The organism is Streptomyces sp. NPDC020489, from assembly GCF_044386545.1.
In the GTDB taxonomy this organism is placed as follows: domain Bacteria; phylum Actinomycetota; class Actinomycetes; order Streptomycetales; family Streptomycetaceae; genus Streptomyces.
The window spans coordinates 152791-178808 of record NZ_JBIRUZ010000018.1 but is presented as its reverse complement, the minus strand read 5'-3'; the positions used below and the strand labels follow the sequence as shown (position 1 = coordinate 178808).

Here is a 26018-nt window from a genome sequence, read left to right as displayed (position 1 = left end):
GTCTGGTTCCACTTCTCCACCAGGATCTGCAGACCGGCGGCGATGTTCGCGGCATAGTCCAGGGCCACCGCACGCTGCTTGTTGTAGTCCCAGGCCGCGCCGCCATGACCGTACTCCCGGCCCGCCAGACGCATGTGGTCGGTGACCTGCGTGACACCGTAACCGCAGTCCGCCTCCGACCAGTCGATGTCCCAGTCGTTGTCGGTGTTGCCGTCGTAGTAGTCGATCCCGTAGAAGTTCCCGATCAGCGGACTGCCCGTGACCCCGGGCACCGCGGAACGGGCCGCCTGCCACATGTTCGACTCCTGCGTGGTGATACCCAGCAGCACCTGCGCCGGCACCCGGCCCCCACCCTCCAACACCGGATTGGGGAACAGGGACTGCGGCGCATACGCCGGCATCCCCAGACTCTTCCAGTTCGCCGCACGCGAAGCACCGAGGTTCAACTTCCCCGTGACCGCCTTGTCCACCGCCCACTCCACCTGACGCGGCTTGGGCTGCATCGCCTGATTACGCGGATCGTTACGCGGAACGGAACACGCCCGCTCCGACTCCACGATCTCGGTGCGGGTACCCGCCGCTGCCGCCGCGGCGGACAGGGAGCGCACGCCGGTGGCCGCCTTACCGGTGGCCGTCTTGTTGCCGCCGGGAGCCTTGCCGACGGTGGGGGTTTTGCCACCGGTGGTGGTGCCCAGTAGCGGTGAGGGTGTGCGCGAGGTCTCCCAGCGGGTCGCCTTGGCCTTCAGCGGTGTCACCACGAACTCGGCCTTCTCACCGCTGTCCTGGACCGTCATCGTGACGTTCACCGGCCGTGCATCGGTGGCCTGCTCCTGATGCAGGTACTTCGGCGAGCCCTTCCCGTCCGCCCACTCGGTGTGCTGCACGATCGCGGCACCCGTGGTGGAAAGCGTGGCATCCTTGTCCGCCCCCGCCAACCGCGTGACGGTCCTCGGCAGACCCTTCGCCGCCTTCACTCCACCGGTGAGGTAGACCTGCCCGCCGCGCCGGGTCAGCCCGGTGTCACCGAGCGGCCCGGACCCCAGCCCGGTCACCTTCCCCTTGGCCCAACGCCGTACGAGGGCCGACTCCCGCTCCTTGAGGCTGTCGCGCTGCACTCGCTCCAGGAACACATAACCGCCCCCGCCGTCCCGGCTGATGCGATACGGCACCGTGCCCGTGGCAGCCAGCTTCCTCTTACGGCCCCTCGCGTCGATCTCGACGAGCGTGCGCCCGGAAGCCGCAGCGATCCTCCCGCCGCCGGCAGGCACCGCCGAGGTCACCTGCCCGGCCACCACAACCGGCGCAGCCGCCTCCCCGGTTGCCGCATCGACCCGGATCAGCCGCGTCTTGTTCCGGTCCTCACCCGGGGACTGCGTCAACACCGCCGTCTCACCCGTGCCACACCCCGGGTTGTAATACGACAGCGAGGCATTGACTTTCAACTTCCGCACCGAACCGGTCACCAGGTCGACCACGGCCGTGAAACCGCCACGCGCCATCAACTTCGGATCATTGGTGAACGTGCGCGGCGCATACACCACCACCGCCCGCTTCCCCGACCCGGTGACACACACATTCCCGATCCACTGATCCGCATCGAACCCCGGCTCAGCCAGCGACGCCAACGTCTTCCACGCGTAACCACTCTTCTCCGTCGCGGTCAGCAGATGAAAACCCTGCGCATCACCCGTCGTCGTCCAGGCAACATCCGCCGACGACCTGTAACCCGAACCGAGCACGCTGGCACGCTCACCCACCGGCACCGAATCCGCACCCGGTTCGACCGACTTCGCGGCCGCCTCGGCCCCGGCACCGGGTGAGGCACCCACCTCCGCCCAGGCCGTGGCCTGAAGCAGACCCGCCAACACGCTGCCGGCCGCTATCACGGTCAGTGGAGTTCTTAAACGTCTGTGCAATCTCAAAGAACGCCCTCTCATCGAGAGACTTCGCCCCATAGGCAGAACCGTTCGATATGACATCACGAACCGGTTCGCGAAATGCCTTTCGATGAGTGGCGTCTTTACGCCCACTTCCCCTGCCGACCCCTTCCCCTGCCGCCCAGAAATCTACGCATGAGCAAACCATCGAGACTATCCAAAGCGAGGCCAAAACGGGGCGAAGCGACAGTCGCGTGACGCAATTACGCCATCTTTTTGCCCGAGTACACCCCATTGACGAACATTGCAGATCTTGCCTGCGCCAACTTTGTCCAGATAGTGTTTTGTGGGCGTCGGGCCAACGTCGTGAGTCAAATGGCATTGTCGATCCAACGGGGGGATCAGGAATGTTCGATCAGGTCTGTGCAGACCACGTTGACCTGCAAATCCTCCGCCTCATGCGGAACGGTTTACCGGACCAGGCGATCGCTCAACATCTCGCTCTGGGGCATCGGACAGTACAACGCCGAGTGACCCGGCTCATGGAGCAACTCGAAGCGCGGGGACGTTTTGCACTGGGTTTGCGGGTCAGCGAACTCGGCCTTCTTGACGAAGCGGCCTGATCGGCGGTCCTGAAACCCTTCGGCACGGCATATAGATGCACGGTCTGAAGCATTGACACTTCCTTCCGGAAGCATGCGGCATACCTACCGGCCCTGCCGCGATAAACCTATCTGCCGAGATTCGTAGCATCCTTGAACGCAAAACTGAAACCATGCGGATGGGCGCCACGTAAACACCGAACTGCCGGAGAACAGGCCGCTCCCCATGGGGTTACGTGAAGGGGGCGCCCGGCATCTGCCGGGCGCCCCCTTTCTCATTGCTCGTCCACCGGGTCCACCGGATCCTCCGGGATGCCGTCCGTCGGCGGCCTCGTCGTCGGCGTCTGCGAGGGCGTCTGCGACGGCGGCTTCGTCGTCGGTGTCTGCGAGGGCGTCTGCGTCGGGGGCTTCGTCGTCGGCGTCTGCGAGGGCGTCTGCGTCGGGGGCTTCGTCGTCGGCGTCTGCGAGGGCGTCTGCGTCGGGGTCTGGCTCGGCGTCCATGTCGGCTCGACCGCTGCGCCCTGGTCGGTGTCCAGGTCGAACTCGGCGGACGTGGAGGTCACGCCGAACATGTACGCCGCCCAGATCCCGGCCGGGAACCCGCCACCGTTGACGCGGGGCTCGCCGCCGGCGCCGTACATCTTCGCCTGTGCCTTGGTCTTGTGGTCCTCGCCGAACAGGCCTACCGAGGTGACCAGGTCGGGGGTGTAACCGGTGAACCAGGCCGAGAGGTTGTCGTCGGAGGTACCGGTCTTGCCCGCGACCTCCTGGCCGTCGCGGGCGGTGTTCTCGGCGACGGACCGCTTGGCCGTACCGTCGTCGACCACGCCGGTCAGCACCGAGGTCACCGTGTCGGCGGTCTCGCGGCTGATGACCTGCTCGCCGACGGCGTCGGGCATGTCGACCTCGCTGCCGTTGCGCTCGGCCGACTTGATGATGGTCGGGGTGACCTTCTTGCCGTGGTTGTCGAGGGTGGCGTAGACCCCGGCCATCTGGATCGGGCTCGCGCCCATGGTGCCCAGGGTGTAGGCGGGCAGCGCCTTGAGGTCGGCGGTGTCCATGCCGAGGTCGGAGGCCGTCTTGAGGACCTCGTCCATGCCGACGTCGACGCCCATCTGCGCGAAGACGGAGTTGATGGACTTGTTCATCGCCGTCTGGACGGTGACGTCGTCGTAGTCCTGGTCGTCCTCGTTCTCCGGGGCGAAGGCGATGTCACTGCCCTTGACGGGGCGCTTGCTGGTGCCGTCGTAGATCGTGCTCGCGCCGATCTTCCTGCCGTCCTGCGTCTTGGCGCCGTTCTCCAGGGCGGCCGCCAGGATGACCGGCTTGAACGTGGACGCGGGCTGGTAGTCGGTGCGGTTGGCGTTGCTGAAGTAGTGCGTGGTGTAGTCCGCGCCGCCGTACAGGGCGACGATCCTGCCGGTCTTGGGGTCGACGGAGGCCGCGCCGGCCTGGATGTTCTTGTCGACCTCGCGCTTGTCCGGGTCCAGCTTGTCGGTCAGCTGGGCCTTGACGGCCTTCTCCAGCTGCGCCTGCTTCTTCTTGTCGATGTTCAGGGTGAGGGTCCAGCCACCCCGGTCGACCTGGGCCTCCGCCTCGTCCTTGGAGAGACCGTCCTGGTCCATCAGCTGCTGCACGAGCTGCTGCTTGGCGAGCTTGACGAAGTAGCCCTTCTGGCCCTTGAGGCTCGACTCGGCCTTGGGCTCCTTGGGCTTGGGGAACGTCATCCCGTCGCGCTCGGAGGCCTTCAGCCAGCCTTCCTCGACCATGTTGTCCAGGACGTAGTTCCAGCGCGCCTGCACCAGCTTCTTGCTGGTGTCCGAGGCGACCGCCCAGTCGTACTGGCTCGGCGCCTGGAGCACGGCGGCGAGGTAGGCGCCCTGCGCGACGGAGAGCTTCTCGGCGTCGACGCGGTAGTAGGCCTGGGCGGCGGCCTGGATGCCGTAGGCGGTACGGCCGTAGTAGCTGGTGTTGATGTAGCCCGCGAGGATGTCGTCCTTGGACATCTGGCGGTCCACCTTCAGGGAGATCACCAGCTCCCTGAGCTTGCGGGTGACGGTCTGGTCCTGCGTGAGGTAGTAGTTCTTGACGTACTGCTGGGTGATCGTCGAGCCGCCCTGCTTGCCCTTGCCGGAGAGCGTGTTGAGCAGACCTCGGGCGGTGCCCTTCAGGTCGACGCCGGCGTCCTGGTAGAAGGACTTGTTCTCGGCGGCGACAAAGGTGAGCTGGACCTTCTTGGGCACCTTGGCCAGGTCGACGACCTCACGGTTGAGCTTGCCGTTGGTGACCAGGACCGAACCGTCGCTGTACTTGTAGGTGTTGGTCTGGAGCTGGGCCTTGGCGTTGCCCTCGGGCACCTGCACCATCATGTACAGCACGATGAAGCCGCCGATGCCGAGCAGGCAGACGCCGAGGAAGGTGCCGAGGATCTTCTTCCAGGTGAAGAGGCGGCGTATGAAACTCTTGTCGCCACCACCGGTCGCCGCCCGCGACGAACGGCGCTTGGGCGCGGCGCGGTGACCGCCGCGCTGTCGCGCTCGTCTCTCTTCCGCTCGTCCCATGGCCCCGTTCCGCTCCGCTTCGTTCATGTGTGCGCGTCTGTCACACAGGTTCGCCGCTCAGGTCAGCTCAGAAAGCTAACACCGGGAGATGTGACAAAGCGCTGCCGATCCGGCCTTTTACGGACGTGAGAATCAGCACCCACCCCTATGGAACCGACGTACGAGGGGTGCGCAAGGTTGCCTTGGTGGGCTAATGTGATATCACTTAGCTAGATCGAAGCTAGGCAGAGCCAGAGCCGCGCAGCCGTGCGGCAGGAGAACGGGGGACCCCATGACCACACACGACGACGCCGTCGCCGACGTACCCGAGATGCCCGCCCCGCGCGTGCGGGAGTTCGCGGCGCACAGCATCGGCGGTGGGCTCGCGCTGCTGCTCGGACTGCTGGGGCTGTTCGCCGGGGCCGGAATGATCGTGGCCGCCACGGCGGTGGCGGCGACCGGCGGCAAGGCCGCGCTGATCGTCGGCGGGATCGTGGTCGCGCTCGCCGCGTTCCTCGCCATGTGCGGGCTGAACACGGTGGCGCCGGGCGAGGCCCGGGTGGTGCAGCTCTTCGGGCGCTACCGGGGGACGATCCGGCAGGACGGCCTGCGCTGGGTGAACCCGTTCACCTCGCGCACCAAGATCTCGACGCGGGTGCGCAACCACGAGACGGCCGTCCTGAAGGTCAACGACGCCTACGGCAACCCGATCGAGCTCGCCGCGGTCGTGGTGTGGCGGATCGAGGACACCGCGCAGGCCACCTTCGAAGTGGACGACTACCTCGAGTTCGTCTCCACCCAGACCGAGGCCGCCGTCCGGCACATCGCCATCGAGTACCCCTACGACGCCCATGACGAGGGCGGCCTGTCGCTGCGCGGCAACGCCGAGGAAATCACCGAGAAGCTGGCCCTGGAGCTGCACGCGCGCGTGGAGGCGGCCGGCGTCGAGATCATCGAGTCCCGCTTCACCCACCTCGCCTACGCCCCGGAGATCGCCTCCGCGATGCTCCAGCGTCAGCAGGCGGGCGCGATCGTGGCCGCGCGGCGGCAGATCGTGGACGGGGCGGTCGGGATGGTCGAGGCGGCGCTGGCCCGGATCAACGAGCAGAACATCGTGGAGCTCGACGACGAGCGCAAGGCGGCGATGGTGTCGAACCTGATGGTGGTGCTGTGCGGGGACCGCGCCGCCCAGCCCGTGCTCAACACGGGGACGCTCTACCAGTGACGGATCCCGCGGAGGAACCCGTGGAGCCCGCCCCCAAGCGGCGGCCGCAGCAGCGCAAGCAGGTGCTGCTGCGGCTGGACCCGTCGGTGTACGAGGCGCTGGCGCGGTGGGCCGGGGACGAGCTGCGGTCGGCGAACGCGCAGATCGAGTTCCTGTTGCGCAAGGCTCTGGCGGACGCGGGACGGCTGCCCGGCGAGGCCCGGCCGATCCCGCGCCGGGGGCGGCCGCCGGTCGACCCGGAAGGCCGGGATCCCGTGTAGCAGAACCGTGACAATCGGCCCCCACCTGCGGTTCGTCACCCACCATCTCTAGCTACACACTCCGCGTATACATGCCGGGTATACACCGCGTGTACAGTCCTTCCCATGTCCATCGGTCACACCCTTTTGGGACTCCTGGAGTCCGGGCCCCGCCACGGTTACGACCTGAAGCGGGCCTTCGACGAGAAGTTCGGTCACGACCGGCCCCTGCACTACGGCCAGGTCTACTCGACGATGTCCCGCCTGCTGAAGAACGGTCTCGTCGAGGTCGACGGCATCGAGGCCGGCGGCGGCCCCGAGCGCAAGCGGTACGCGATCACCGAGGCCGGCATCACCGACGTACAGCAGTGGCTGGCCACGCCGGAGAAGCCCGAGCCGTATCTGCAGTCCACGCTGTACACGAAGGTCGTCCTCGCGCTGCTCACCCATCGGGACGCGGCCGACATCCTCGACACCCAGCGCTCCGAGCACCTGCGGATGATGCGGATCCTCACCGACCGCAAGCGCAGGGGCGACCTCGCCGACCAGCTCATCTGCGACCACGCCCTGTTCCATCTCGAGGCCGATCTGCGCTGGCTGGAACTGACCGCCGCGCGCCTCGACAAACTCGCCCAGGTGGTGGCCCCATGACTCCCGCAGGCTCTCTCCTCGTCGCCCACGACCTGCGCAAGGCCTACGGCCCGACCCTCGCGCTCGACGGCGCCCAGTTCTCCATCCACCCCGGTGAGGTCGTCGCCGTGATGGGCCCCTCCGGGTCCGGCAAGTCGACGCTGCTGCACTGTCTCGCCGGGATCGTGACGCCCGACTCGGGCTCGATCACGTACAACGGGCAGGAGATGGCGACGATGAACGACGCCCAGCGCAGCGCGCTGCGGCGCTCGGAGTTCGGGTTCGTCTTCCAGTTCGGCCAGCTCGTCCCCGAGTTGACCTGCGTCGAGAACGTCGCCCTGCCACTGCGGCTGAACGGCACCTCCCGCAAGGAGGCCGAGAAGACCGCCCTGGGGTGGATGGAACGGCTCGAGGTCGACGACCTGCACAAGAAGCGGCCCGGCGAGGTCTCCGGCGGCCAGGGCCAACGCGTCGCCGTGGCACGGGCGTTGGTGACCAGCCCGCGTGTGGTGTTCGCCGACGAGCCGACCGGCGCGCTCGACTCGCTCAACGGCGAGCGCGTGATGGAACTGCTCACCGACGCCGCCCGGTCGACCAACGCGGCCGTCGTGCTGGTCACGCACGAGGCGCGGGTGGCGGCCTACTCCGACCGCGAGATCGTCGTACGGGACGGCAAGTCGCGGGACATGGAGCGGGCCGTATGAGGCAGTGGGCGCGGGACCTGGGGATGGGCGTCAGATTCGCGTTCGCGGGGGGACGCGAGGGCTGGATGCGGGTCCTGCTGACGGCCGTCGGGGTGGGGCTCGGGGTGGCGCTGCTGCTGCTGACGACCGCGATCCCCAACGCGATGGCGACGCGCGACCGGCGGGAAGAGGCGCGCACCGACATGTCGTTCAGCTCGACCCGGCTGAAGAAGGCCGACGACACGGTGATCGTCGGGAACGTCACCACGACCTACCACGACAAGAGCGTGCGCGGCCGGGAGTTGGAGCCCGAGGGCGCCAGATCGCCGCTGCCGCCCGGGGTCTCCGCCTTCCCCGAGCCGGGCGAGATGGTGGTCTCCCCCGCGCTGAAAAGACTCCTGGACTCCGCCGACGGGAAGGTGCTGCGGGAGCGGCTGCCGGACCGGGTCGTCGGGACCATCGGGGAGAGCGGGCTGATCGGGTCGGCCGAACTCGCCTTCTACCGCGGCGCCGAGGGCCTCGCGCCCAAGGTGAACGGCGGCACCGTGGACCGCATCGAGCGGTTCGGGGCGCCGAACCAGGAGCAGGAGCCGCTGGATCCCATCCTGCTCCTGCTGATCCTGGTCGTCTTCGCGGTGCTGCTGACGCCGGTCGCCGTCTTCATCGCGGCCGCCGTACGGTTCGGTGGGGAACGGCGTGACCGGCGGCTCGCGGCGCTCCGGCTGGTCGGCTCCGACGCCCGGATGACCCGGCGGGTCGCGGCGGGCGAGGCGATGGCCGGGGCCCTGGTGGGGCTGGTCCTGGGCGCCGGGTTCTTCATGATCGGGCGGCAGATCGCGGGCACCGTCGAGCTCTTCGACTACAGCTTCTTCCCGAGCTATCTCAACCCCTCGCCCCTGCTGGCCCTGCTGGTCGCCGTCGCGGTGCCCGCGGCCGCCGTGCTGGTGACCCAGCTGGCCCTGCGCGGGGTCGTGATCGAGCCGCTCGGTGTGGTGCGCACGGCGAAGCCCTCCCGCCGCCGGCTGTGGTGGCGGCTGCTGCTGCCGCTGGGCGGGCTCGCGATGCTCTACCCGATGATCGGCCAGGGCCGGGGCAGCGGGAACTTCAACGAGTACCTCACCGTCGGCGGCGTCATGCTGCTCCTGGTCGGGGTGACCGCACTGCTGCCCTGGGTCGTCGAGGCGGTCGTCTCCCGGCTCGGCTCCGGTCCGGTCGCCTGGCAGCTGGCGGTGCGCAGGCTCCAGTTGAGCAGCGGCACGGCGGCTCGCATGGTCAACGGCATCGCGGTGGCGGTGGCCGGCGCGATCGCCCTGCAAATGCTGTTCGCCGGCGTCGACGACCAGTACACGGAGCACAAGGCCGACACGGTCGCCGGGGCGCAGATGGTCGTGCGCCTGGCCTCGGGCAGCACGGTCGCCGATGCCAAGGAGAAGTTCGCGGCGACCCGGGGCGTCGACGGCCTCTACGACATGGCCGACGGATATCTCGGCGACTCCCGTACCGACCCGCAGAACTTCGCCCCCGTGTCCGTGGGCACCTGCGCGGCCCTGCGCGAGGTCGCGAAGCTCTCCTCCTGCCGGGACGGCGACGTCTTCGTCCTGAAGGAGGGCGACTACGCCTACGACACGAGCAAGGTGGCCAGGGGCGGCAAAAAGCTCTGGTTCGACGACTCCGACGACGACGAGACCACGAAGTCGGTCGCCTGGACCGTCCCCAAGGGCCTCAAGGCCGTCACGGCGACCGAGGACTCGAACCGGGTGGGCCGCGCGGGACTGCTGATGACGCCGGCGGCGCTGCCCCCGGGAGCGGACCGGCTGCTCACCACGGAACTGTTCCTGGGGCTCGACAGGTCGGTGCCGGAGGCCCTGGAGTACGTGCGCAACACGGCGGCGGTCATGGACCCCTATGAGGAGCCGATCAGGTTCACGTCCACCGTGCGCGACGAGAACTACGCCTCCATCCGCGGTGGTCTGTTCGTCGGCGCCGCCTGCGTCCTGATGCTGATCGGCGCGAGCCTGCTGGTCTCGCAGCTGGAGCAACTGCGCGAGCGCAAGAAGCTGCTGTCCTCGCTGATCGCCTTCGGCACCCGGCGCTCCACGCTGAGCCTCTCGGTGCTGTGGCAGACGGCGCTCCCGGTCGGTCTGGGGCTGGTGCTGGCGTCGGCGGTGGGGCTGACGCTCGGCACGGTCCTGCTGAAGATGACGGACACCCCGGTGTCCGTGGACTGGGCGAGCGTGCTGTCGATGACGGGCGCGGGCGCGGCGGTGGTCATCGTGGTGACGCTGCTCAGCCTGCCGCCGCTGCTGCGGCTGATGCGGCCGGACGGGCTGCGGACCGAGTAGCGCGGACGGCACCACCGGGGCCCCTCCTGGACGGGAGGGGCCCTTTCGGTGTGCTTCCGGGCTGGGATCCGTGAGAAGCGCGGAGCCGTTCAACTCGCTCTGTTCGGGCCCCAGGTGAACGGCTCTCAGGCGAGCGCCTTGGACGTGCCGAGGACCCGGACGGGCAACGGCCGCAGCGCTTGCCGCAGGGCGTCGGCCAGTTCGCCGTACTCCGCGCCGCGGGCCGCCCCGGTGCGCATGGCGAGGGCGATCCGGCGGGCCGGGGCGGGCTCGGCGAAGTACCCGGTGAGGAGCTGGTTGCTGCGGGAGGTCTCGACCTTCACGGCGGTGCGCGGCAGCAGTGTCACGCCCAGTCCCCCGGCGACGAGTTGGACGAGCGTGGACAGCCCGGCGGCCGTGGTGGTGACCGGGGCGTCGGCCCGTCCGGCCTCCCGGCAGATGTCGAGGGCCTGGTCGCGCAGACAGTGGCCCTCGTCGAGGAGGAGCAGGTTGAGCTCCTTCAGCACCTCGCGGGCGATGCCCTCACGGCCGCCGAGCGGGTGCCCGAGCGGGGTGACGAGCACGAAGTCCTCGTCGAAGAGCGGAAGTTCGACGACCCCGGGCACGCCGAGCGGGACGGCGAGCAGCAGCAGGTCGAGACGGCCGGTGGTGAGGCCGTCGATGAGGTTCGCGGTCTGCTCCTCGTGGACCTGGAGGTCGAGGTCCGGGTAGCGGTCGTGAACCAGCTTCAGGACGGTGGGCAGCAGGTACGGTGCGACGGTCGGGATGACGCCGAGCCGCAGGACGCCGGTGAAGGGCGCCCGGACCGCCTCGGCCTCCTCCATGAGCGCCCCGACCTCGTCGAGCACCGCCCTGGCCCGTACGGCGAGCCGCTCGCCGGCCGGCGAGAGCAGCACCTTGCGCGTGGTGCGCTCCAGCAGCGTCACGCCGAGGGTCTCCTCCAGGGCGGAGACGGCCCCTGACAGCGCGGGCTGGCTCATGCCGATCGCGGCCGCCGCGTCCCGGAAGTGCAGGTGCTCCGCGACGGCCGCGAAGGCGCGCAGTTGAGCGAGACTCGGCTGGCGCCTCTTGGCCCCGACGCTACTGACGGTCACTGATAGATCCTTTCGATCAACACGACCGAGTATAGCGATTTCCGTAATCAATGCACCATGTGCCACCATCACTGACGTCCAACCCCAGAGGGGGACCCTTCACAAGAGGGTGCTCTCTCGCGCTGCAAGGAGAGTTTGTGCTCACTGTCGGTGACAAGTTCCCCGAGTTCGAACTGACCGCCTGTGTCTCGCTGGAGAAGGGCCGGGAGTTCGAGACGATCAACCACAAGACCTACGAGGGCAAGTGGAAGGTCGTCTTCGCGTGGCCCAAGGACTTCACCTTCGTGTGCCCCACCGAGATCGCGGCCTTCGGCAAGCTGAACGAGGAGTTCGCCGACCGGGACGCCCAGGTGCTCGGCTTCTCCGGTGACTCCGAGTTCGTCCACCACGCCTGGCGCAAGGACCACGACGACCTGCGCGACCTGCCGTTCCCGATGATGGCCGACTCCAAGCACGAGCTGATGCGCGACCTCGGCATCGAGGGCGAGGACGGCTTCGCCAAGCGCGCGGTGTTCATCGTGGACCAGAACAACGAGATCCAGTTCTCCATGGTGACCGCGGGCTCGGTCGGCCGTAACCCCAAGGAGGTCCTGCGGGTCCTCGACGCCCTCCAGACGGACGAGCTGTGCCCGTGCAACTGGACCAAGGGCGACGAGACCCTGGACCCGGTCAAGCTGCTCTCGGGAGAGTGACCTGAGATGTCGCTGGACGCACTGAAGTCCGCCATACCGGACTACGCCAAGGACCTCCGCCTGAACCTCGGTTCGGTGATCGGAAACTCCGACCTGCCGACGCAGCAGCTGTGGGGCACGGTCCTGGCGACCGCGATCGCCTCCCGCTCCCCGATCGTGCTGCGCGAACTGGCGCCGGAGGCCAAGGCGAACCTCTCGCCGGAGGCGTACACGGCCGCCAAGTCCGCGGCCGCGGTGATGGCGATGAACAACGTCTTCTACCGCACCCGCCACCTGCTCTCGGACCACGAGTACGGCACCCTGCGCGCCGGCCTGCGGATGAACGTCATCGCCAACCCGGGCGTCGACAAGGTCGACTTCGAGCTCTGGTCCTTCGCGGTGTCCGCCATCAACGGCTGCGGCATGTGCCTCGACTCCCACGAGCAGGTGCTCCGCAAGGCGGGCGTGGAGCGCGAGGTCATCCAGGAGGCCTTCAAGATCGCCTCGGTCGTCCAGGCGATCGGGGCGACCCTGGACGCGGAAGCGGTGCTCGCCGACTAGACCGACGTGTGCCGCCGGCCCCGCTCACCCCTGGTGGGCGGGGCCTTCGTCTTCGTTGCCTTCCACCGGGGGCCGGGCCGCGGCCACGTCCACCGCGGTGGCACCCCGCGGCCGCGGCGACTGCTTCAGCGCCTGCTCCCGGGAGTACGAACGCAGGTACCCCACCACCGTGTTCGTGACCGCGACGAGGGGCACCGCCACCACCGCGCCGCCGATGCCCGCGACCATGCCGCCCGCGGCGACCGACAGGACCACGGCGAGCGGGTGCACCCGGACCGCACGGCCCAGGATGAACGGCTGGAGGATGTGGCCCTCGATCTGCTGCACGGCCAGGACCACGGCCAGGGACATCACGGCCGTGAACACGCCCTGGGTCACCAGCGCGACCACCACCGCCAGCGCGCCCGAGACCACCGCGCCCACGAGCGGGACGAAGGCGAACAGGAAGATGAAGACCGCCAGCGGGACGGCCATCGGGACACCCAGGAAGTAGATGCCCAGACCGATGAAGATGGCGTCGATCATGGCCACGATCACCGTGCCGCGCACATACGCCGTCAACGTCCGCCACGCCCGCGGACCGGCCCCGGCGACCCCCGGCCGCGCCGCGGCCGGCACCAGCTTCAGCGACCACTCCCAGATCCGCTTGCCGTCGTAGAGCAGGAACAGCGTGGAGAAGGCGGCGAGCAGGATGCCGGTCAGCGCCTCGACGACGACCGTGACGCCTTCCAGACCCGCGGACGTGATCTGGTCGGTGTTCGCGCCGATCGCCTCCCGCAGGTTCTCGGCGATGTCGTTGATCTGCTTGTCGGTGACGTGGAAAGGGCTGTTGAGGAGCCAGTTCCGCAACTCGTCGATGCCGTCCTGGACCTGGTCGGAGACGTTGTCGATGTTCTCCATGACCTGCCAGGTCACGAACCAGCCGATCAGCCCCATCACCACGAACCCCAGGATCGCGGTGAGCGCGGTCGCCAGACCCCGCGGAACGCCGTGGCGCCGCAGCCGGGCCACCGTCGGCTGGAGCAGCGCGGTGATCAGCAGGGCGGCCACGAAGGCCAGGACGACGAGCTGGACGGCGCTGATGATCCGCATGAGGACCCAGACCGTGCCCGCCAGCACCAGCAGCCGCCAGCCGGCCTCGGCGGCGACACGCATGCCCCACGGCACGGCCTGCGCGGGGTCGGGGCGGGGAACCGGGGCGGGGGCCACGTCTTCCGCCACAGGGGGCAAAGGCTCCTCGGGCGGGTCGGCCTCCTCGCGCTCCGCCTGCGCGCGGCGCTCGTCCAAGCGCTCTCCCATTTCGGTCAGACCGTGGCCCAGGCGGCCGAGCCAGTCAGGCACTCGCGACATGATCCATATCCGTCCCTTTCCCCCGTCTCTCCCCACCACTCCCCCCTGGAGTTCGTGAGCCGTCCGTCAGACCGTACAACAGGGCGAAAGCCCCCCACCGTAGGACGGTGAGGGGCTGCGCGAGGTTGAGCGGCGGCCGGGGGCCGGGAGCTCTAGTACCAGTGGTTGGCCTGCCAGAAGGACCAGGCCTCGCACGGGCTGCCGTAGCGGCTGTCCATGTAGTTGAGGCCCCACTTGATCTGGGTGGCCGGGTTGGTCTGCCAGTCGGCGCCCACGGAGGACATCTTGGAGCCGGGCAGTGCCTGGAAGAGGCCGTAGGCACCGGAGGAGGCGTTGACCGCCCGGTAGTTCCAGCTGGACTCGTGGTCCACGATGTTGCTGAAGCAGGTCCACTGACCGCTCGGCACCATCTGGCGCGCCATCGCCTGGATCTGGTCGACGGTGTACGAGCTCTGCACGGGGAAGCTGGAGGAGCTGCGGGAGGCTGTGGCCGCCTTGGTCTCGGCGCGCTCCTTGGCCTCCTTCGCCGCCTTCTCGGCGGCCGCCTTCTTGTCAATCGCCGACTTGGCCGCGGCCTTGCGAGCCGATTCCTCGGCGTCCTTCTTGGCGCTCGCGTCGGCGGCGATGGCCTGGACATTGGCCTGCTGCGTCAGGGACGCGGTCTGGACCTGGGCCTGCTGGCCCGCGGGTATGTCCGCGAGGAGCGTCGAATCGGCGACTGCCGCCTCTGCGTCGTTGTTCTGCGCGGTGCTGCCCGAGGCAACGCCGACGACGCTTCCGACAGCGGTGACCGCGGTGGCAGAGGCCACTGCGAATCCCCGGACCGAAATCGGACTCACACGGTTTCCTTCCAGCATCGCCCGCTTCGGTGACCCTGGCGGACGCAATCGTGCCCCTTGGCGCTGGCCTCCCAACTGCGGGTCACGGGAAGCACGGGCCCGGTGGGCAACTCCCGTGAGGGAGGCGCCGCGTACAGCTCGGGCGGCATACGACGTCGACTATGGAGTTGGAGCGAGTGCTGCTGTGGTGCCGTACGGCTGGGGGTACAGGTGTGTCGTATGCGGGGCCTGACAGGAGTGAGACTCTGCCGTAACCCGACGCCGGGTGGCAATTCTGAGTTGCGTGTGAAAGCTCACATCTCGTTTGACCCCAGGGAATTCGAGAAACCACCACACGCGAAGGCGCCGCCCGGCTAGGCTCTTTGCCTTTCCGGACGGCGCCAACCAGCGGCTATGACCTCAGATTTGGACGTCCTCCAGCATTTCGGTCACAAGGGCCGCGATCTGGGACCTCTCGGACCGCGTCAGCGTGACGTGGGCGAAGAGCGGATGCCCCTTCAGCTTCTCCACGACGGCGACGACACCGTCGTAGCGCCCGACTCGGAGATTGTCCCGCTGGGCCACGTCATGGGTGAGAACCACCCGCGAATTGGCGCCGATTCGGGACAGAACGGTGAGAAGTACATTCCGTTCCAGCGACTGCGCCTCGTCCACGATCACGAACGCGTCGTGCAGCGAGCGGCCGCGGATGTGGGTGAGGGGCAGGACCTCGAGCATCCCGCGTGCGGTGATCTCCTCGATGACCTCGCGGCTGGTGACCGCGGACAGCGTGTCGAAGACCGCCTGCGCCCAGGGGCTCATCTTCTCGGCCTCGGAACCCGGCAGATAGCCCAGCTCCTGCCCGCCCACCGCGTACAGCGGACGGAAGACCATCACCTTCTGGTGCTGGCGGCGCTCCAGGACCGCCTCCAGGCCCGCGCACAGGGCGAGCGCCGACTTGCCGGTGCCGGCCCGGCCGCCCATGGACACGATCCCGATGTCCGGGTCGAGCAGCAGATCGAGGGCGATGCGCTGCTCGGCGCTGCGGCCCTTGATGCCGAACGCCTCCCGATCGCCGCGCACCAGGCGGACGGTGCCGTCGGGGCTGACCCGGCCCAGCGCCTTGCCGCGCTCGGACTGGATCATCAGCCCCGTGTGCACGGGCAGGTCGGCCGCCTCGGGGACGTGCACATGGCCTTCCTCGAAGAGGATGTCCACCTGTTCGCCGGGCAGGGTCAGTTCGGACATGCCGGTCCAGCCGGAGGAGTCCGTGATGGCGAGTTCGGCGCGGTACTCCTCGGCGAGGAGACCGACCGAGGACGCCTTGATCCTGAGCGGGAGGTCCTTGGACACGACGGTGACGTCGAACCCCTCGGCCTGCAGGTTGCGGGCGACCGCGAGGATGCGGGAGTCGTTGTCCCCCAGGCGGTAGCCGCTGGGCAACACGCTGGGGTCCGAGTGGTTGAGCTCGACACGGACGGTTCCGCCGAGATCCCCCATCGGGATGGGGGCGTCGAGGCGACCGTGCCGCACCCGGAACTCGTCCAGCAGCCGCAGGGCCTGCCGGGCGAAGTAGCCGAGCTCGGGATGGTGCCGCTTGGCCTCCAGCTCCGTGACCACGACGATGGGGAGCACGACCTCGTGCTCGTCGAAGCGGCTCAGGGCGTTCGGGTCGGCCAGCAGAACGCTGGTGTCGAGAACATAAGTGCGCCGGTCTGGCATGCGGCGCTTTGCGCTGGTCACCACGGAAGGACGTACCCCCTCGGATGAGGTCGGGGAGCGACGGAGTGGAGCTGGACCGGTCGACGGCCACGATGCACGGGCCGGAAACCGGCCCTCCACTGCTGCTTCCGTGCCGAGACCGCACGGTCGAGCTGGTGCAAAGGGCCTCCCGGGCGGACGGCTTCCGGCGCCGTCCGCTGAGGATCCGACACCCGTGGTTCGGGTGTCGACCTGCTTGCCTTATGCCCTCGAACACGCGCCACCATGCCGACGCACGGGGCGGCGCGCTGGTGAACTCCTAGTTACTTGTGCCCCAAACGGGGTACGCGGGTGGTTTTCCGGGGGCCGGCACCGGGGCCGGCCCGCCGTGTGCCACCGCGCTCTTCCGTGTGTCAGCCGCCGAAGCGGCGGTGGCGTGCCGCGTAGTCGCGCAGGGCGCGCAGGAAGTCGACCTTGCGGAAGGCCGGCCAGAAGACGTCACAGAAGTAGTACTCGGAGTGGGCCGTCTGCCACAGCATGAACCCGGACAGCCGCTGCTCGCCGCTGGTGCGGATCACGAGGTCCGGGTGGGGCTGGTCGCCGGTGTAGAGGTGGCGGCCGATCGCGTCGATGGTGACGGACTCGGCGAGCTCCTCCAGCGAGGTGCCCTTGTCGGCGGCGTCGAGCATCATCGACCGCATCGCGTCGACGATCTCCTGGCGACCGCCGTAGCCGATGGCGAGGTTGACGAGTATTCCGTCGATGTGCGCGGTGGCCTCGGCGGCCTCCTTGAGCGCCAGCTGCATCTGGGAGGGCAGCAGGTCGGGGGTGCCGACGTGGTGCACCCGCCAGCGGCCGTCCGCGGCGAGCGTGCGGACGACGTCCTCGATGATGCCGAGCAGCGGGCCGAGTTCTTCCTCGGGCCGGTCGAAGTTGTCCGTCGACAGCAGCCAGAGGGTGACGACCTCGACGTCGGTCTCGGTGCACCAGCCGAGGAATTCCTCGATCTTCTCGGCACCCGCGCGGTGACCGTGCACGGTGGTGGCCTTCGCGGCCTTCGCCCAGCGGCGGTTGCCGTCCATGATGACGCCGATGTGCTTGGGCACCTGAGCGTGGTCCAGGTGGCCTTCCACCCGGCGTGCGTACAACCTGACCAGCAGGCCGCGCAGCTTGTCGCGCAGGTTCACGTTCTTGTCAGCCCCTCCGTACGGTGCGGTCCCCGCGGGCCGAAGCCTACCGGGCTGGTGGAGGGGGACTTGAGCGCGGGTCGAGGGGGTTGTGTTCTGGCTGGTGGAGGGATTGCGGGGCTGTGGACGCCTTCTGGAGGGGCGCCTTCCGGGGGGCGCGGATTCCGGGGGGTACGCCTTCGAGGGGCGTGCGGGAGGCGGATCGGGTGTACGGCCTCTCCCCGGCCCGGCGTGGGCACAAAAAACGGGCCGGTCCGTGGGGGGGAGACGGACCGGCCCGAGGGGGGGTTTCCACCATAACCCTTCGTAAGTGGTGCTGCGTGCATCGGCGCCCCACAACTACTCTCCGGAGTCGGGCGGCGACGGGCCGATGGAGCGGAGGCACGACTTCCAGGAGGGCCGGCACGGCCCGAACACAGCGTGTTTCCAGGGCAGTCGGGCGAAATCCGCGGGCCCGCGGAGGGTTGGCGACGGCTTGCGGGCCGCTCGGCGACTTTTCTCGGGTGTCCCCCGGGCGGGTGACGCGGGCCGCGAACCTCTCCTTGACGCCGAAGCGGGAGCGCGGCGGTCCGCGGTGAGGCGGCAAGGCAGGGCACCGCGCAGCCCCCTCCACTGCGCGGTGCCGCCCGCGCAGCTTTGCTCACGCGAATTACCTTGGTTCGAAGTTACGTGAGACGAAGGTAAGAAGCGAGCTGACGGTGGTAACGATGCGGAAAACTCGTGAAACCCGTGGATATGAAGAGCGAATACGGGCCTGATGCACCGATTGCCCGATTTGCTCGATGTCAAGGGGTGACCGAGGAATCCGCCCGCGTGACCCACAGAGGACAGACCCTGACCTATATCCCCCCTAGCGTCGAGCCATGACGGTGAGAGTCACATGGACCGAGGCGAGCGCACGCAGGCTCGACCGGCAGTTCCTTGCCACGTCCGCGAAGCCGGGCACACCGGTCGCCGAGGTGGTCTCCGCGATGCTCGGAGCGCACGCGCAGGTGCCTTCCGCGGCCGAGGTGTCGGTGGGGGTGCGGACCACGGGGGCGACTCGGGCGGCCGTACGCGAGGCGCTGTGGGAGGACCGGACGCTGGTCAGGACGCACGGCCCGCGGGGGACCGTCCATCTGCTTCCGGCGGACGAACTCCCCCTGTGGTGCGCCGCGTTGCCGGCCGTGCCCAACGGGTTGGTGTCGGCGCCGGACGTGCGGGTGAGCGAGGAGCAGGCCGGACAGATCGTGGCCGCGATCGGTGAGGCCCTGGACGGGGTGTGCCTGACCGTGGACGAGCTGGGCGAGGAGGTCGTGGCACGCACCGGGCCGTGGGCCGGGGACCTGGTGATGCCCGCGTTCCAGACCCTGTGGCCGCGCTGGCGGCAGGTCCTGCACCGGGCGGGCTGGTCCGGGGCACTGTGCTTCGGCCCGAACCGGGGCCGCAAGGTGACGTACACCCGCCCGCCCCACTTCGACCCCCTGCCCGCGGAGGAGGCGGTACGGACGCTCGTACGCCGCTATCTGCGCGCCTACGGTCCGGCGACCCCGGCGTGGTTCGCCAAGTGGCTCGCGGCGCCCGGTGGTTGGTCATCGGCACTGTTCGCCCGGATGGCGGAGGCCGGGGACATCGAGGAGGTCGACTTCGAGGGCACGGCGGCCTGGGTGGCCAGGGGCGACACGGAGTTCCCGCGCGACCGGGTGCGGGGCGTCCGGTTGCTGCCGTACTTCGACGCGTACGGCATCGCCACCCAGCCGCGTGAGGTGCTGTTCCCCGGCGCCGCCTATCAACGGGCTCTTGCGGGCGGCCAGGCCGGGAACTTCCCGCTGCTCCTCGTCGGCGGCGTGGTGGCGGGGGTCTGGCACCAGCGACGCCGGGGACGCCGTACGACGGTCACGGTCGAGCCGCTCGGAGGCCTGACGGCAGGGCAGGAAAGGGAGTTGGGCGAGCAAGTGGCGCGGGTGGGTGACGTGCTGGAGGCGGAGGCGGAGTTGGTGATCGGGGAGGTGACGGTCGGCCCGCACGCCTGAGTCACCGTCCGGGCTTGCGGGCGTCGAAGAGGTGGCGGGTGCTGTGGGCGACGAACGGCCCCTCGGACTCGATCCGGGCGTGCAGGGAACGGAGTTGGGCGTCGTACGCCTCGACGGTGAAGTCCGGGACCATCCAGACCACCTTGCGCAGGAAGTGGACGACGGCCGCGATGTCGTGGAACTCCATCCGCAGCCGCTCCGCGCGCAGGTCGACGACCTCCAGCCCGGCGGCCTCGGCGGCGGCACGCTCGCGGTCGGGGTGCCGGGCGGAGCTCTGCTCTTCCGGCAGCGGGCCGAGGAAGTGCTCGACGAGTTCGAAGACACTGCGCGGCCCGACGTGCTGCGCGAAGTACGTGCCGCCCGGCTGGAGCACGCGGGCGATCTCCGCCCAGTTCGGAGCGACCGGGTGGCGGCTGGTGACGAGGTCGAAGGCCGCGTCGGCGAAGGGCAGCGGCGCGTCCTCGGGTGCGGCGACGACGGCGACACCGCGGGGGCGGAGCAGCGCGGTGGCCTTGGCCACGTTCGGCGGCCAGCCCTCGGTCGCCACCACGAGCCGGGGCGCCCGTGCCCCCACCCGCCCGAGCGCGAAGTCCAGCACCTCCCCTCCCCCGGTCTGCACATCGAGAGCCGCGGCGGCTCGCCCGAGACGCTCCGCCTGGGAGACGGCGTATCCCCAGGAGGGCCGCGCCTCCGTGGCCCGCCCCTCGAACCAGGAGAAGTCCCAGCCTTCGGTGGGGACGGAGAGGCCTTCGGCGAGGAGGGCGTCGTAGGTGGGGGTGGGGTGGGGGGTCATGGGGGAATCGTGCCAGCGGGCGTCGGTCGGGCGCCGCTGATTTACGCGTCGGCGGGGCCGGACGTGCTACGGCGGCCCTCTGCCGACGCGGCGGGGCGAGGAACGGCGAGACTCCCGCGTCACCGGCCCGTCGCGCGCATCCGCACGACGGGCCGGGCTCCGCGCGGCGAGCTGGTTCGCTGCCGCCCCCGCTCAGCGGTTGATGGCCTGGATCTCCTGTACGACGACGTCCTGCGTGGCGCCGAAGCTGCCGTCGGGCAGGTCACCGCCGCCGTCGGGGCTGGTCCAGTGGACGTTCCAGGTGACCGTGGCCCGGAGCGGGTACGAACCGTCTCCCGACGAGCGCAGGTACTTCACTCCGCAGGGAGGTGTCTCGTCGGCCTTGCCCTTGGCGTAGGGCTCTCCGATACGGCCGTCGTTGATCTCGCAGACACCGGAGGCCGGGTAGGTCACCGCGTCCGAGGTGCCGGGTTCGATCTTGAGGGAGACCGGCTCCGCGGTCGCCGTCGCCTCCATTCCGAGGACCGGGACGGAGGCGGTGACGGAGACCGGCTTGAACGCGGCGCCGTCCAGCCAGGACCAGGTCGGGAGGTTGACCTTGGTCGCGTTCGCGGGAGCCAGGGTCACCTCGGTGCCGGGGACGCGGATCTCGTTGTAGGCGAGTTCCGCGAGCATCTCGGGGGTGATGGCGTTCTCGTACTGGGGTGGCGGGGCGTCGCCCGTGTCCACCCAGAAGGGGCCGTCGTCACAGGCGTCCCAGCCCGGGGGGTAGCTGTCGTTGACGTACGAGTCCCACCAGTAGCCCTTGCCGGTCTTGTCCTTGTTGAAGCCCTTCTTCTCGTCGTCGGCGTTGTACTTCTTCCGCTGCTCGGCGTCCCACTCGTAGCCCGTCGAGCCGGCCTCCCAGATCGGCTCCAGGTACTTCTGCAACTGCTCCGGGGTGTACTTCGGGGCGTACCAGCACGCGGGCGGCGTCCAGGACGTGGTCGAGGTCAGGGCGCCCGTGGACTTGCCGCTGCCGTTCTTGGAACGGTCGTAGACGACGCCTCCGGCGGTCACGGAGAGGGTGTCGCCGTTGAGGTTCGCACCGGAGGGCTTGTCCGCCTCGTTCGCGTTGCCGTTGTCACCACGCTCGGCGAAGGCTGCTGGGGAGACGGAGAGCGCTGCACACGCGAGGGCGAGGGCGGTGAAAATCCGCAGCGAGTACCTTACGGCTGGCACGCCTTGTTCCCCCTGTTCGACACAATGTCAGTGGTCTGCCAGACACCATCGGCGTTCTTGGTGAGGCTGGTGTTGTACAGGACGTACGCGTTCGCCGTTGCCGGCGACTTGTCGACCTTCCCGGTTTTCCGGTCCTTGATGTACGACTTGCTCTCGTCCGAGCAATAGGTGACGTAGGCCTTGCTCTTCCCGGAGAGCGTCACCTTGTAGTTGAAGTACCGGGTCTCGCCGACCCACGTCTCGTCGTCGCCGATGTACTTCTGCACGTACGTGATGTACGCGCTCAGGGCCTTGTCCGAGTTGTAGAACCCGAGCGCCTTCGTGTCCGTGCTCTTCTCGAAGATCGCCTCGTCCACGGAGTTGGTGCTCAGTGTGCTGTCGGCGAGGGCCGCGTCCTTCGCGGCGTTGCCGGTCTTCTCGTACTCGAAGACGTTCTTCGCGTCGGACGGGAACGTGATCTTCGGACGGCCGGCCTCCGACGCGCTCGGGCTCGGAGACGAAGATGTTTTGCCGGTGTCGGCTCCCGCGATCTTGTCCTTGTCCTTGTCCTTGCCCGTGGTGCTGTCGTCGCCTCCGCACGCGGACAGCGTCAGGGCCGCGGTGGCGGTCAGGGCGAGCGCTGCGAGCAGCGTGGGGCGGCGGTTCACGGTCGGCTCCCGGTGAGGCGAGGCTTCTCTTGAGCGAACCAACGCTATCCAGGGGGCAGCGGGGACACCAGGGCGAAAGGTGTCGGTCGGTGGGGTGTATGGGCCCAAATCGACCGTGTGGGGGCAAGGTTGGGCCGTAACGGTTGGGTAACGCGGGCGTCCGTGCGGGTGAGCCCGTGGTTCCAGTTATGAACAAGCAAAGGAGGGGGCCGAAATGGCGCGGTTTCGGGACGGGCGCGGGACGTTGGTCGTGCGGGGGGAGCGGGGCGAGGTCCGGGTCCCGCTGGAGATCGCCGCCTCCTACCGGGCCCGTACGCGGGGGCTGTTGGGGCGGGACTCCGTCGACGGCGCGCTCCTGCTGTCCCCCGCCGGCGGGGTGCACACCTTCCGTATGCGGATGCCCATCGATGTCGCCTACCTCGACGCGCGTCTCGTCGTCATCGCCGTACGGACCATGCGGCCGGGACGGCTCGGGTTGCCCCGTATCCGGTCCAGGCACGTCCTGGAGGCCGAGGCCGGGGTGATGGCGGGGTGGGGGCTCGCGGCAGGGGCGCGGGTGGAGGTCGTCGGGGACGTGGAAGCGGCGGCGAGCGAGGGGGCGTGAGCCGGGCGGCCGTGACTCTGCCCGTAAGGGCTCCCACGCCCGGACGGGAGACGCACGTCACGTTCGGGGCTGTCACATCTGGGGGTGGCCGTTCCGTCAAAGAGGCGTAGGCATCGACACCAACGCCACAGGAGCACACCATGGAAGCCCGCCTCAACCTCTTCGAGAACCCGCTCGCCGGCAAGGTCATCCGGTACGTCAACTCGGCGGGCAAGGCGGTCTCGGACTCCACCCTCCCCCACGCCACCCAGGAACTCGTCAAGCTCCGCGCCAGCCAGATCAACGGCTGCGGCTTCTGCACCGACATGCACACCAAGGACGCCGTCGCCGCCGGCGAGAGCCACGAACGCCTCCACCTCGTCGCCGCCTGGCGCGAGGCCAAGGTCTTCACCGAGGCCGAACGCGCCGCCCTCGCCCTCGCCGAGGAAGGCACCCGCATCGCCGACGGCGCCGGCGGCGTCAGCGACGAGGTCTGGCAGAACGCCAAGAAGCACTACGACGACGACCAGCTCGCCGCCCTCGTCGCCTGCATCGCCCTCATCAACCTCTACAACCGCATCAACGTCATGATCCAGCAGCCCGCCGGCGACTACCAGCCCGGCATGTTCGGCTGACTGAACGACAATCGAATGCGCGGACGGCGCCGGGGAGTTCGGTATTGCTTCCCGGCGCCTGCGCGTTCCGCTCTCGCGCAGTGGCACATTTCCCCGAGTCAGTTCCCGGGCGGGGCCGAGGGGCCGGACTCGGCGAGCAGTTCCTGCAAGTCCCGGACGAGCAGCAGGTCGTAGCGGTCGAAGCGGGAGAGTCTTTCGAAGATCCCCCGGGCCGTCGCCTCCTGGCGCTCCCCGTCCGCCGCGAAATCCCTGACGACCAGCAGGGAGTCATACCGCTCGAACAGCATGCCGTGGTCGTCCTCGTACTCGTGGGTGAACTCGACCTCGACGGCCGACTGCCCGAGATTCCCCGCGTAGTCGACGAACTCGCCCTCGACCGGTCTCAGTTCGACACCGCATGCCGCGGAAATGTCCTGAACGAGCCGCTCGCGTGGAAATCCGGGGCGAATGAAGATGTAGTGATGCTCGCTCATGAAATACCCCCAGGCGGCATGTTCAGGGCCACACGACATGGTAACCGTCGCCGATTATGCGGATCGAGTTCATGCGTCCCGGCGGATTGTTGCGCAGGAACTTCTCCAGCCCCTCGCGCGCCCCGGCCTCCCCGAGTCCGCTTCCCCGCGCGTCGACGACGGCGTCACGGGCCTGCTTCTTGGCCGTGTTCAGGGTGTTCTTGACGGAGTTCGCGGCGGCTCCGGGATCCAGGGTCTTGAACTCGGTCGGGACACCGTCCACCACGGCGTCCGGGGTCCGCTGTCCCTCCACGGGCGACTCCTTGAGCGCCTTCACGTCACGGCCTTCGTCCCGCAGAGTCTCGGCGATACGCCGCTCCTTGGGCTGGAAAACCTTCTCCGACTCGTCCAGCGAACCCCGGCGGGAGTTCCCACTGTCGCCCTTCGCCGGCCCTGCGCCCCCGTCCTCGGTCCCGCCCCCGGCCGCCCCCGCGACCATCAGCGCCACTCCCGCCGCCCCCAGTCGTGCGGCCAGTGCGGCGCCCAGGGCGCCCTCCCCCGTGGCGGTGATCCCGGCGAGGGCCAGGCCCGCGCTCGGGGGGAAGAGGGCCAGGAGCGACAGCAGGAGCAGGGCGAAACCGAGGTGGATCAGGAAGCGGTCGAGGGCTTCCAGGAGGTGTGCGGGTGGGATCGTCCGGCCTTCCGTGCCCGCCTCGGCCAGGCTGCGCCAGAGCAGGAGGGTGCCGGTGGTGGCGGCGCCGAGGGCCGTGGCGGTGGCAAAACGGTGGGCCGCGATGCGCTCACCGGACACCTCCGACCCCATATGCCGCCAGGTACGCAGGAGTTGGGAGAGCTGCCAGGCGATCCAGAACAGGGCGCCCACCGCGCAGGCCCGCAGGATCTGCGCGCCGGTGCCCGTCGTGAAGTACTCCTGTAGTCCGGCCGTCGCCTTGAAGGAGCCGACGCCGAGGAAGAGGGCGGACGGCAGGACGAGGGCGGCGGGTATCAGGAGGGTCAGCAGACGTCTGCCGCGGGCCGGGCGGCCGTATGCCGATCTGATGCGGGCGCGGAGGTCGGGCGTGCGCCATGCCCGGACGTCGTCCGTGGCGGAGATACGCCTCGCCAGGTCGGTGACGGCATCGCGCAAGGGGCCCGGGGCGGCAGACGCGTAGTGGAGGGACCGGCGCAGGCGGATGAAGCGGGCGGCTATGAGCGGGGTCCAGGGCAGGCGTAAGGACGCGTAGCGGATCAGGGCGGCGGCGGTGTCGCCGTCGGCGCGTTCCGCGGCCAGGAGGACCTCGGGCGTGGCTCGTCGGGTGCGGTGCAGGACGACGAGGTCCGCCGTCATGGCCAGGAACAGGGCGGTCAGCGGCACGGCCCACAGGACGGGCTCCAGGTCCTTCAGCCACTGGTCCGCGTCGGTACGGGCGTGCGTGGCCGCGTAGTTGTTCAGCGTGTGGTGGGCCACGGCCGCCCCGAGCGGCAGCAGGGCCAGCGCCCGCCACCCGCCGCGCGCCCGCCACAGCAGCCCCGCGCCCAGCCCGGCCACCGTCGTCCACACCAGGTGCGTGAACGTCGCGACCTGCACCTCACCGCCCCTGCCCAGGTCCAGCGGGGCGACGGGCGCGGGCCACCAGGACGTGAGCACCTGGGAAGGGCCCGGGACGTACGGCGCCGAGAGGCTGTCGGGGATGATCCAGCCACCGTGCGCGGCCAGGGCCCGGTCCGCGTCCAGGGCGTAGCGCAGGAGCGCCTCCAGCAGCCCGAAACCGGCGCCGAGCGCGGCCCCCAGCACGGTGAAGTCGGTCAGTCCCCACTGCCGGCGCACCCTGAGGGCCAGTCCGGCCAACAGCAGCGGGCACACCTTCACCAGTTCCTCCACCCACGGGGCCACGGCCCAGGCGGCGGTGTCGACCACCCGGACCAGCGACTCGCCCGTGTACGCGGCGACCGTCCTCGTGTACGCGAGCTCCAGCAGCACCACCGCCGTTCCGCACGCGTACACGCCGACGAACAGCGCCGACAGCACCGTCGACAGGCCGACGGACCGCGTGGGCCACGAGAGCAGCAGCAGTTGTACGACGCCGTAGAGCGCGGCGGCCACCATGAGCACCGTCACGTACGTCCCCCGCTCCCCCCTGTGCCGCCGGCCCCC

General features: G+C 69.3%; 22 protein-coding genes and 1 pseudogene. 11 read left to right on the top strand and 12 right to left on the bottom strand.

What is annotated here, in order from left to right:
• Window positions 1–1886, bottom strand: a pseudogene (locus ACH41F_RS36675) (hypothetical protein); the annotation flags it as partial.
• Between the two features lie 398 nt (window positions 1887–2284).
• Here ACH41F_RS36675 and ACH41F_RS36670 point away from each other — a divergent pair.
• Complete coding sequence (locus ACH41F_RS36670) at window positions 2285–2500, top strand: LuxR C-terminal-related transcriptional regulator (protein WP_391245226.1); 216 nt, start codon at window positions 2285–2287, stop codon at window positions 2498–2500.
• 254 nt (window positions 2501–2754) lie between these two features.
• On the opposite strand, the gene ACH41F_RS36665 is transcribed toward ACH41F_RS36670, so the two are convergent.
• Complete coding sequence (locus tag ACH41F_RS36665; protein ID WP_391245223.1) at window positions 2755–5040, bottom strand: transglycosylase domain-containing protein; 2286 nt, start codon at window positions 5038–5040, stop codon at window positions 2755–2757.
• A 271-nt stretch (window positions 5041–5311) separates the two neighbouring features.
• Here ACH41F_RS36665 and ACH41F_RS36660 point away from each other — a divergent pair, with 271 nt between their 5' ends.
• The 5 genes from ACH41F_RS36660 (at window position 5312) to ACH41F_RS36640 (ending at window position 10138) form a co-directional block, all read left to right on the top strand.
• Window positions 5312–6244: an SPFH domain-containing protein gene (locus ACH41F_RS36660; RefSeq protein WP_391245220.1), complete on the top strand. Its 933-nt coding sequence runs from the start codon at window positions 5312–5314 to the stop codon at window positions 6242–6244.
• A complete protein-coding gene (locus tag ACH41F_RS36655; RefSeq protein WP_398839419.1) occupies window positions 6241–6504 on the top strand; it encodes a hypothetical protein in 264 nt (87 codons plus the stop codon). The genes ACH41F_RS36660 and ACH41F_RS36655 overlap by 4 nt, the downstream gene beginning before the upstream one ends.
• A 105-nt stretch (window positions 6505–6609) precedes the next feature.
• A complete protein-coding gene (locus tag ACH41F_RS36650; protein WP_391245214.1) occupies window positions 6610–7134 on the top strand; it encodes a helix-turn-helix transcriptional regulator in 525 nt (174 codons plus the stop codon).
• Window positions 7131–7817: an ABC transporter ATP-binding protein gene (locus tag ACH41F_RS36645; protein ID WP_398839417.1), complete on the top strand. Its 687-nt coding sequence runs from the start codon at window positions 7131–7133 to the stop codon at window positions 7815–7817. Before ACH41F_RS36650 ends, ACH41F_RS36645 begins: the two co-directional genes overlap by 4 nt.
• A complete protein-coding gene (locus tag ACH41F_RS36640; protein ID WP_398839415.1) occupies window positions 7814–10138 on the top strand; it encodes an ABC transporter permease in 2325 nt (774 codons plus the stop codon). Before ACH41F_RS36645 ends, ACH41F_RS36640 begins: the two co-directional genes overlap by 4 nt.
• Window positions 10139–10263: 125 nt before the next feature.
• Here the strand turns inward: ACH41F_RS36640 and ACH41F_RS36635 are convergent, their stop codons facing one another.
• The gene (locus ACH41F_RS36635; RefSeq protein ID WP_398839413.1) at window positions 10264–11232 is read right to left on the bottom strand and encodes a LysR substrate-binding domain-containing protein; all 969 of its coding nucleotides are present in this window, start codon (window positions 11230–11232) and stop codon (window positions 10264–10266) included.
• Window positions 11233–11369: 137 nt separating this feature from the next.
• On the opposite strand from ACH41F_RS36635, the gene ACH41F_RS36630 reads away from it, so the two are divergent.
• Both ACH41F_RS36630 and ACH41F_RS36625 read left to right on the top strand, forming a co-directional pair.
• A complete protein-coding gene (locus ACH41F_RS36630) occupies window positions 11370–11924 on the top strand; it encodes a redoxin domain-containing protein (protein WP_391245202.1) in 555 nt (184 codons plus the stop codon).
• A 6-nt stretch (window positions 11925–11930) separates the two neighbouring features.
• The gene (locus ACH41F_RS36625; RefSeq protein ID WP_398839411.1) at window positions 11931–12464 is read left to right on the top strand and encodes an alkyl hydroperoxide reductase; all 534 of its coding nucleotides are present in this window, start codon (window positions 11931–11933) and stop codon (window positions 12462–12464) included.
• 24 nt (window positions 12465–12488) lie between these two features.
• Here ACH41F_RS36625 and ACH41F_RS36620 read toward each other — a convergent pair whose 3' ends face one another.
• From ACH41F_RS36620 to ACH41F_RS36605, 4 genes are all read right to left on the bottom strand, one after another.
• Window positions 12489–13814: an AI-2E family transporter gene (locus ACH41F_RS36620; protein ID WP_391245196.1), complete on the bottom strand. Its 1326-nt coding sequence runs from the start codon at window positions 13812–13814 to the stop codon at window positions 12489–12491.
• Window positions 13815–13966: 152 nt separating this feature from the next.
• Complete coding sequence (locus tag ACH41F_RS36615; RefSeq protein WP_391245193.1) at window positions 13967–14671, bottom strand: transglycosylase SLT domain-containing protein; 705 nt, start codon at window positions 14669–14671, stop codon at window positions 13967–13969.
• Between the two features lie 381 nt (window positions 14672–15052).
• Complete coding sequence (locus ACH41F_RS36610) at window positions 15053–16378, bottom strand: PhoH family protein (RefSeq protein WP_391245189.1); 1326 nt, start codon at window positions 16376–16378, stop codon at window positions 15053–15055.
• A 368-nt stretch (window positions 16379–16746) separates the two neighbouring features.
• A complete protein-coding gene (locus tag ACH41F_RS36605; protein ID WP_391245185.1) occupies window positions 16747–17520 on the bottom strand; it encodes an isoprenyl transferase in 774 nt (257 codons plus the stop codon).
• A gap of 863 nt (window positions 17521–18383) precedes the next feature.
• On the opposite strand from ACH41F_RS36605, the gene ACH41F_RS36600 reads away from it, so the two are divergent.
• On the top strand, window positions 18384–19532 hold the full coding sequence (locus ACH41F_RS36600; RefSeq protein WP_398839408.1) for a winged helix DNA-binding domain-containing protein: 1149 nt from the start codon (window positions 18384–18386) through the stop codon (window positions 19530–19532).
• 1 nt (window position 19533) lies between these two features.
• On the opposite strand, the gene ACH41F_RS36595 is transcribed toward ACH41F_RS36600, so the two are convergent.
• The 3 genes from ACH41F_RS36595 to ACH41F_RS36585 form a co-directional block, all read right to left on the bottom strand.
• On the bottom strand, window positions 19534–20325 hold the full coding sequence (locus tag ACH41F_RS36595) for a class I SAM-dependent methyltransferase (protein WP_398839406.1): 792 nt from the start codon (window positions 20323–20325) through the stop codon (window positions 19534–19536).
• A 192-nt stretch (window positions 20326–20517) separates the two neighbouring features.
• A complete protein-coding gene (locus ACH41F_RS36590; protein ID WP_391245176.1) occupies window positions 20518–21546 on the bottom strand; it encodes a hypothetical protein in 1029 nt (342 codons plus the stop codon).
• On the bottom strand, window positions 21534–22193 hold the full coding sequence (locus tag ACH41F_RS36585; RefSeq protein ID WP_391245173.1) for a hypothetical protein: 660 nt from the start codon (window positions 22191–22193) through the stop codon (window positions 21534–21536). The genes ACH41F_RS36590 and ACH41F_RS36585 overlap by 13 nt, the downstream gene beginning before the upstream one ends.
• A gap of 214 nt (window positions 22194–22407) precedes the next feature.
• Here ACH41F_RS36585 and ACH41F_RS36580 point away from each other — a divergent pair, with 214 nt between their 5' ends.
• Entirely contained in the window at window positions 22408–22797 is a 390-nt protein-coding gene (locus ACH41F_RS36580; protein ID WP_398839404.1) for a DUF192 domain-containing protein, read from the top strand.
• A gap of 140 nt (window positions 22798–22937) precedes the next feature.
• Entirely contained in the window at window positions 22938–23411 is a 474-nt protein-coding gene (locus tag ACH41F_RS36575; RefSeq protein WP_398839402.1) for a carboxymuconolactone decarboxylase family protein, read from the top strand.
• A gap of 98 nt (window positions 23412–23509) precedes the next feature.
• Here ACH41F_RS36575 and ACH41F_RS36570 read toward each other — a convergent pair whose 3' ends face one another.
• Both ACH41F_RS36570 and ACH41F_RS36565 read right to left on the bottom strand, forming a co-directional pair.
• The gene (locus ACH41F_RS36570) at window positions 23510–23884 is read right to left on the bottom strand and encodes a hypothetical protein (RefSeq protein WP_391234961.1); all 375 of its coding nucleotides are present in this window, start codon (window positions 23882–23884) and stop codon (window positions 23510–23512) included.
• 22 nt (window positions 23885–23906) lie between these two features.
• Window positions 23907–25982, bottom strand: a complete 2076-nt coding sequence (locus tag ACH41F_RS36565; protein WP_391234959.1) for a PrsW family glutamic-type intramembrane protease — start codon at window positions 25980–25982, stop codon at window positions 23907–23909.
• Between the last annotated feature and the right edge of the window lie 36 nt (window positions 25983–26018).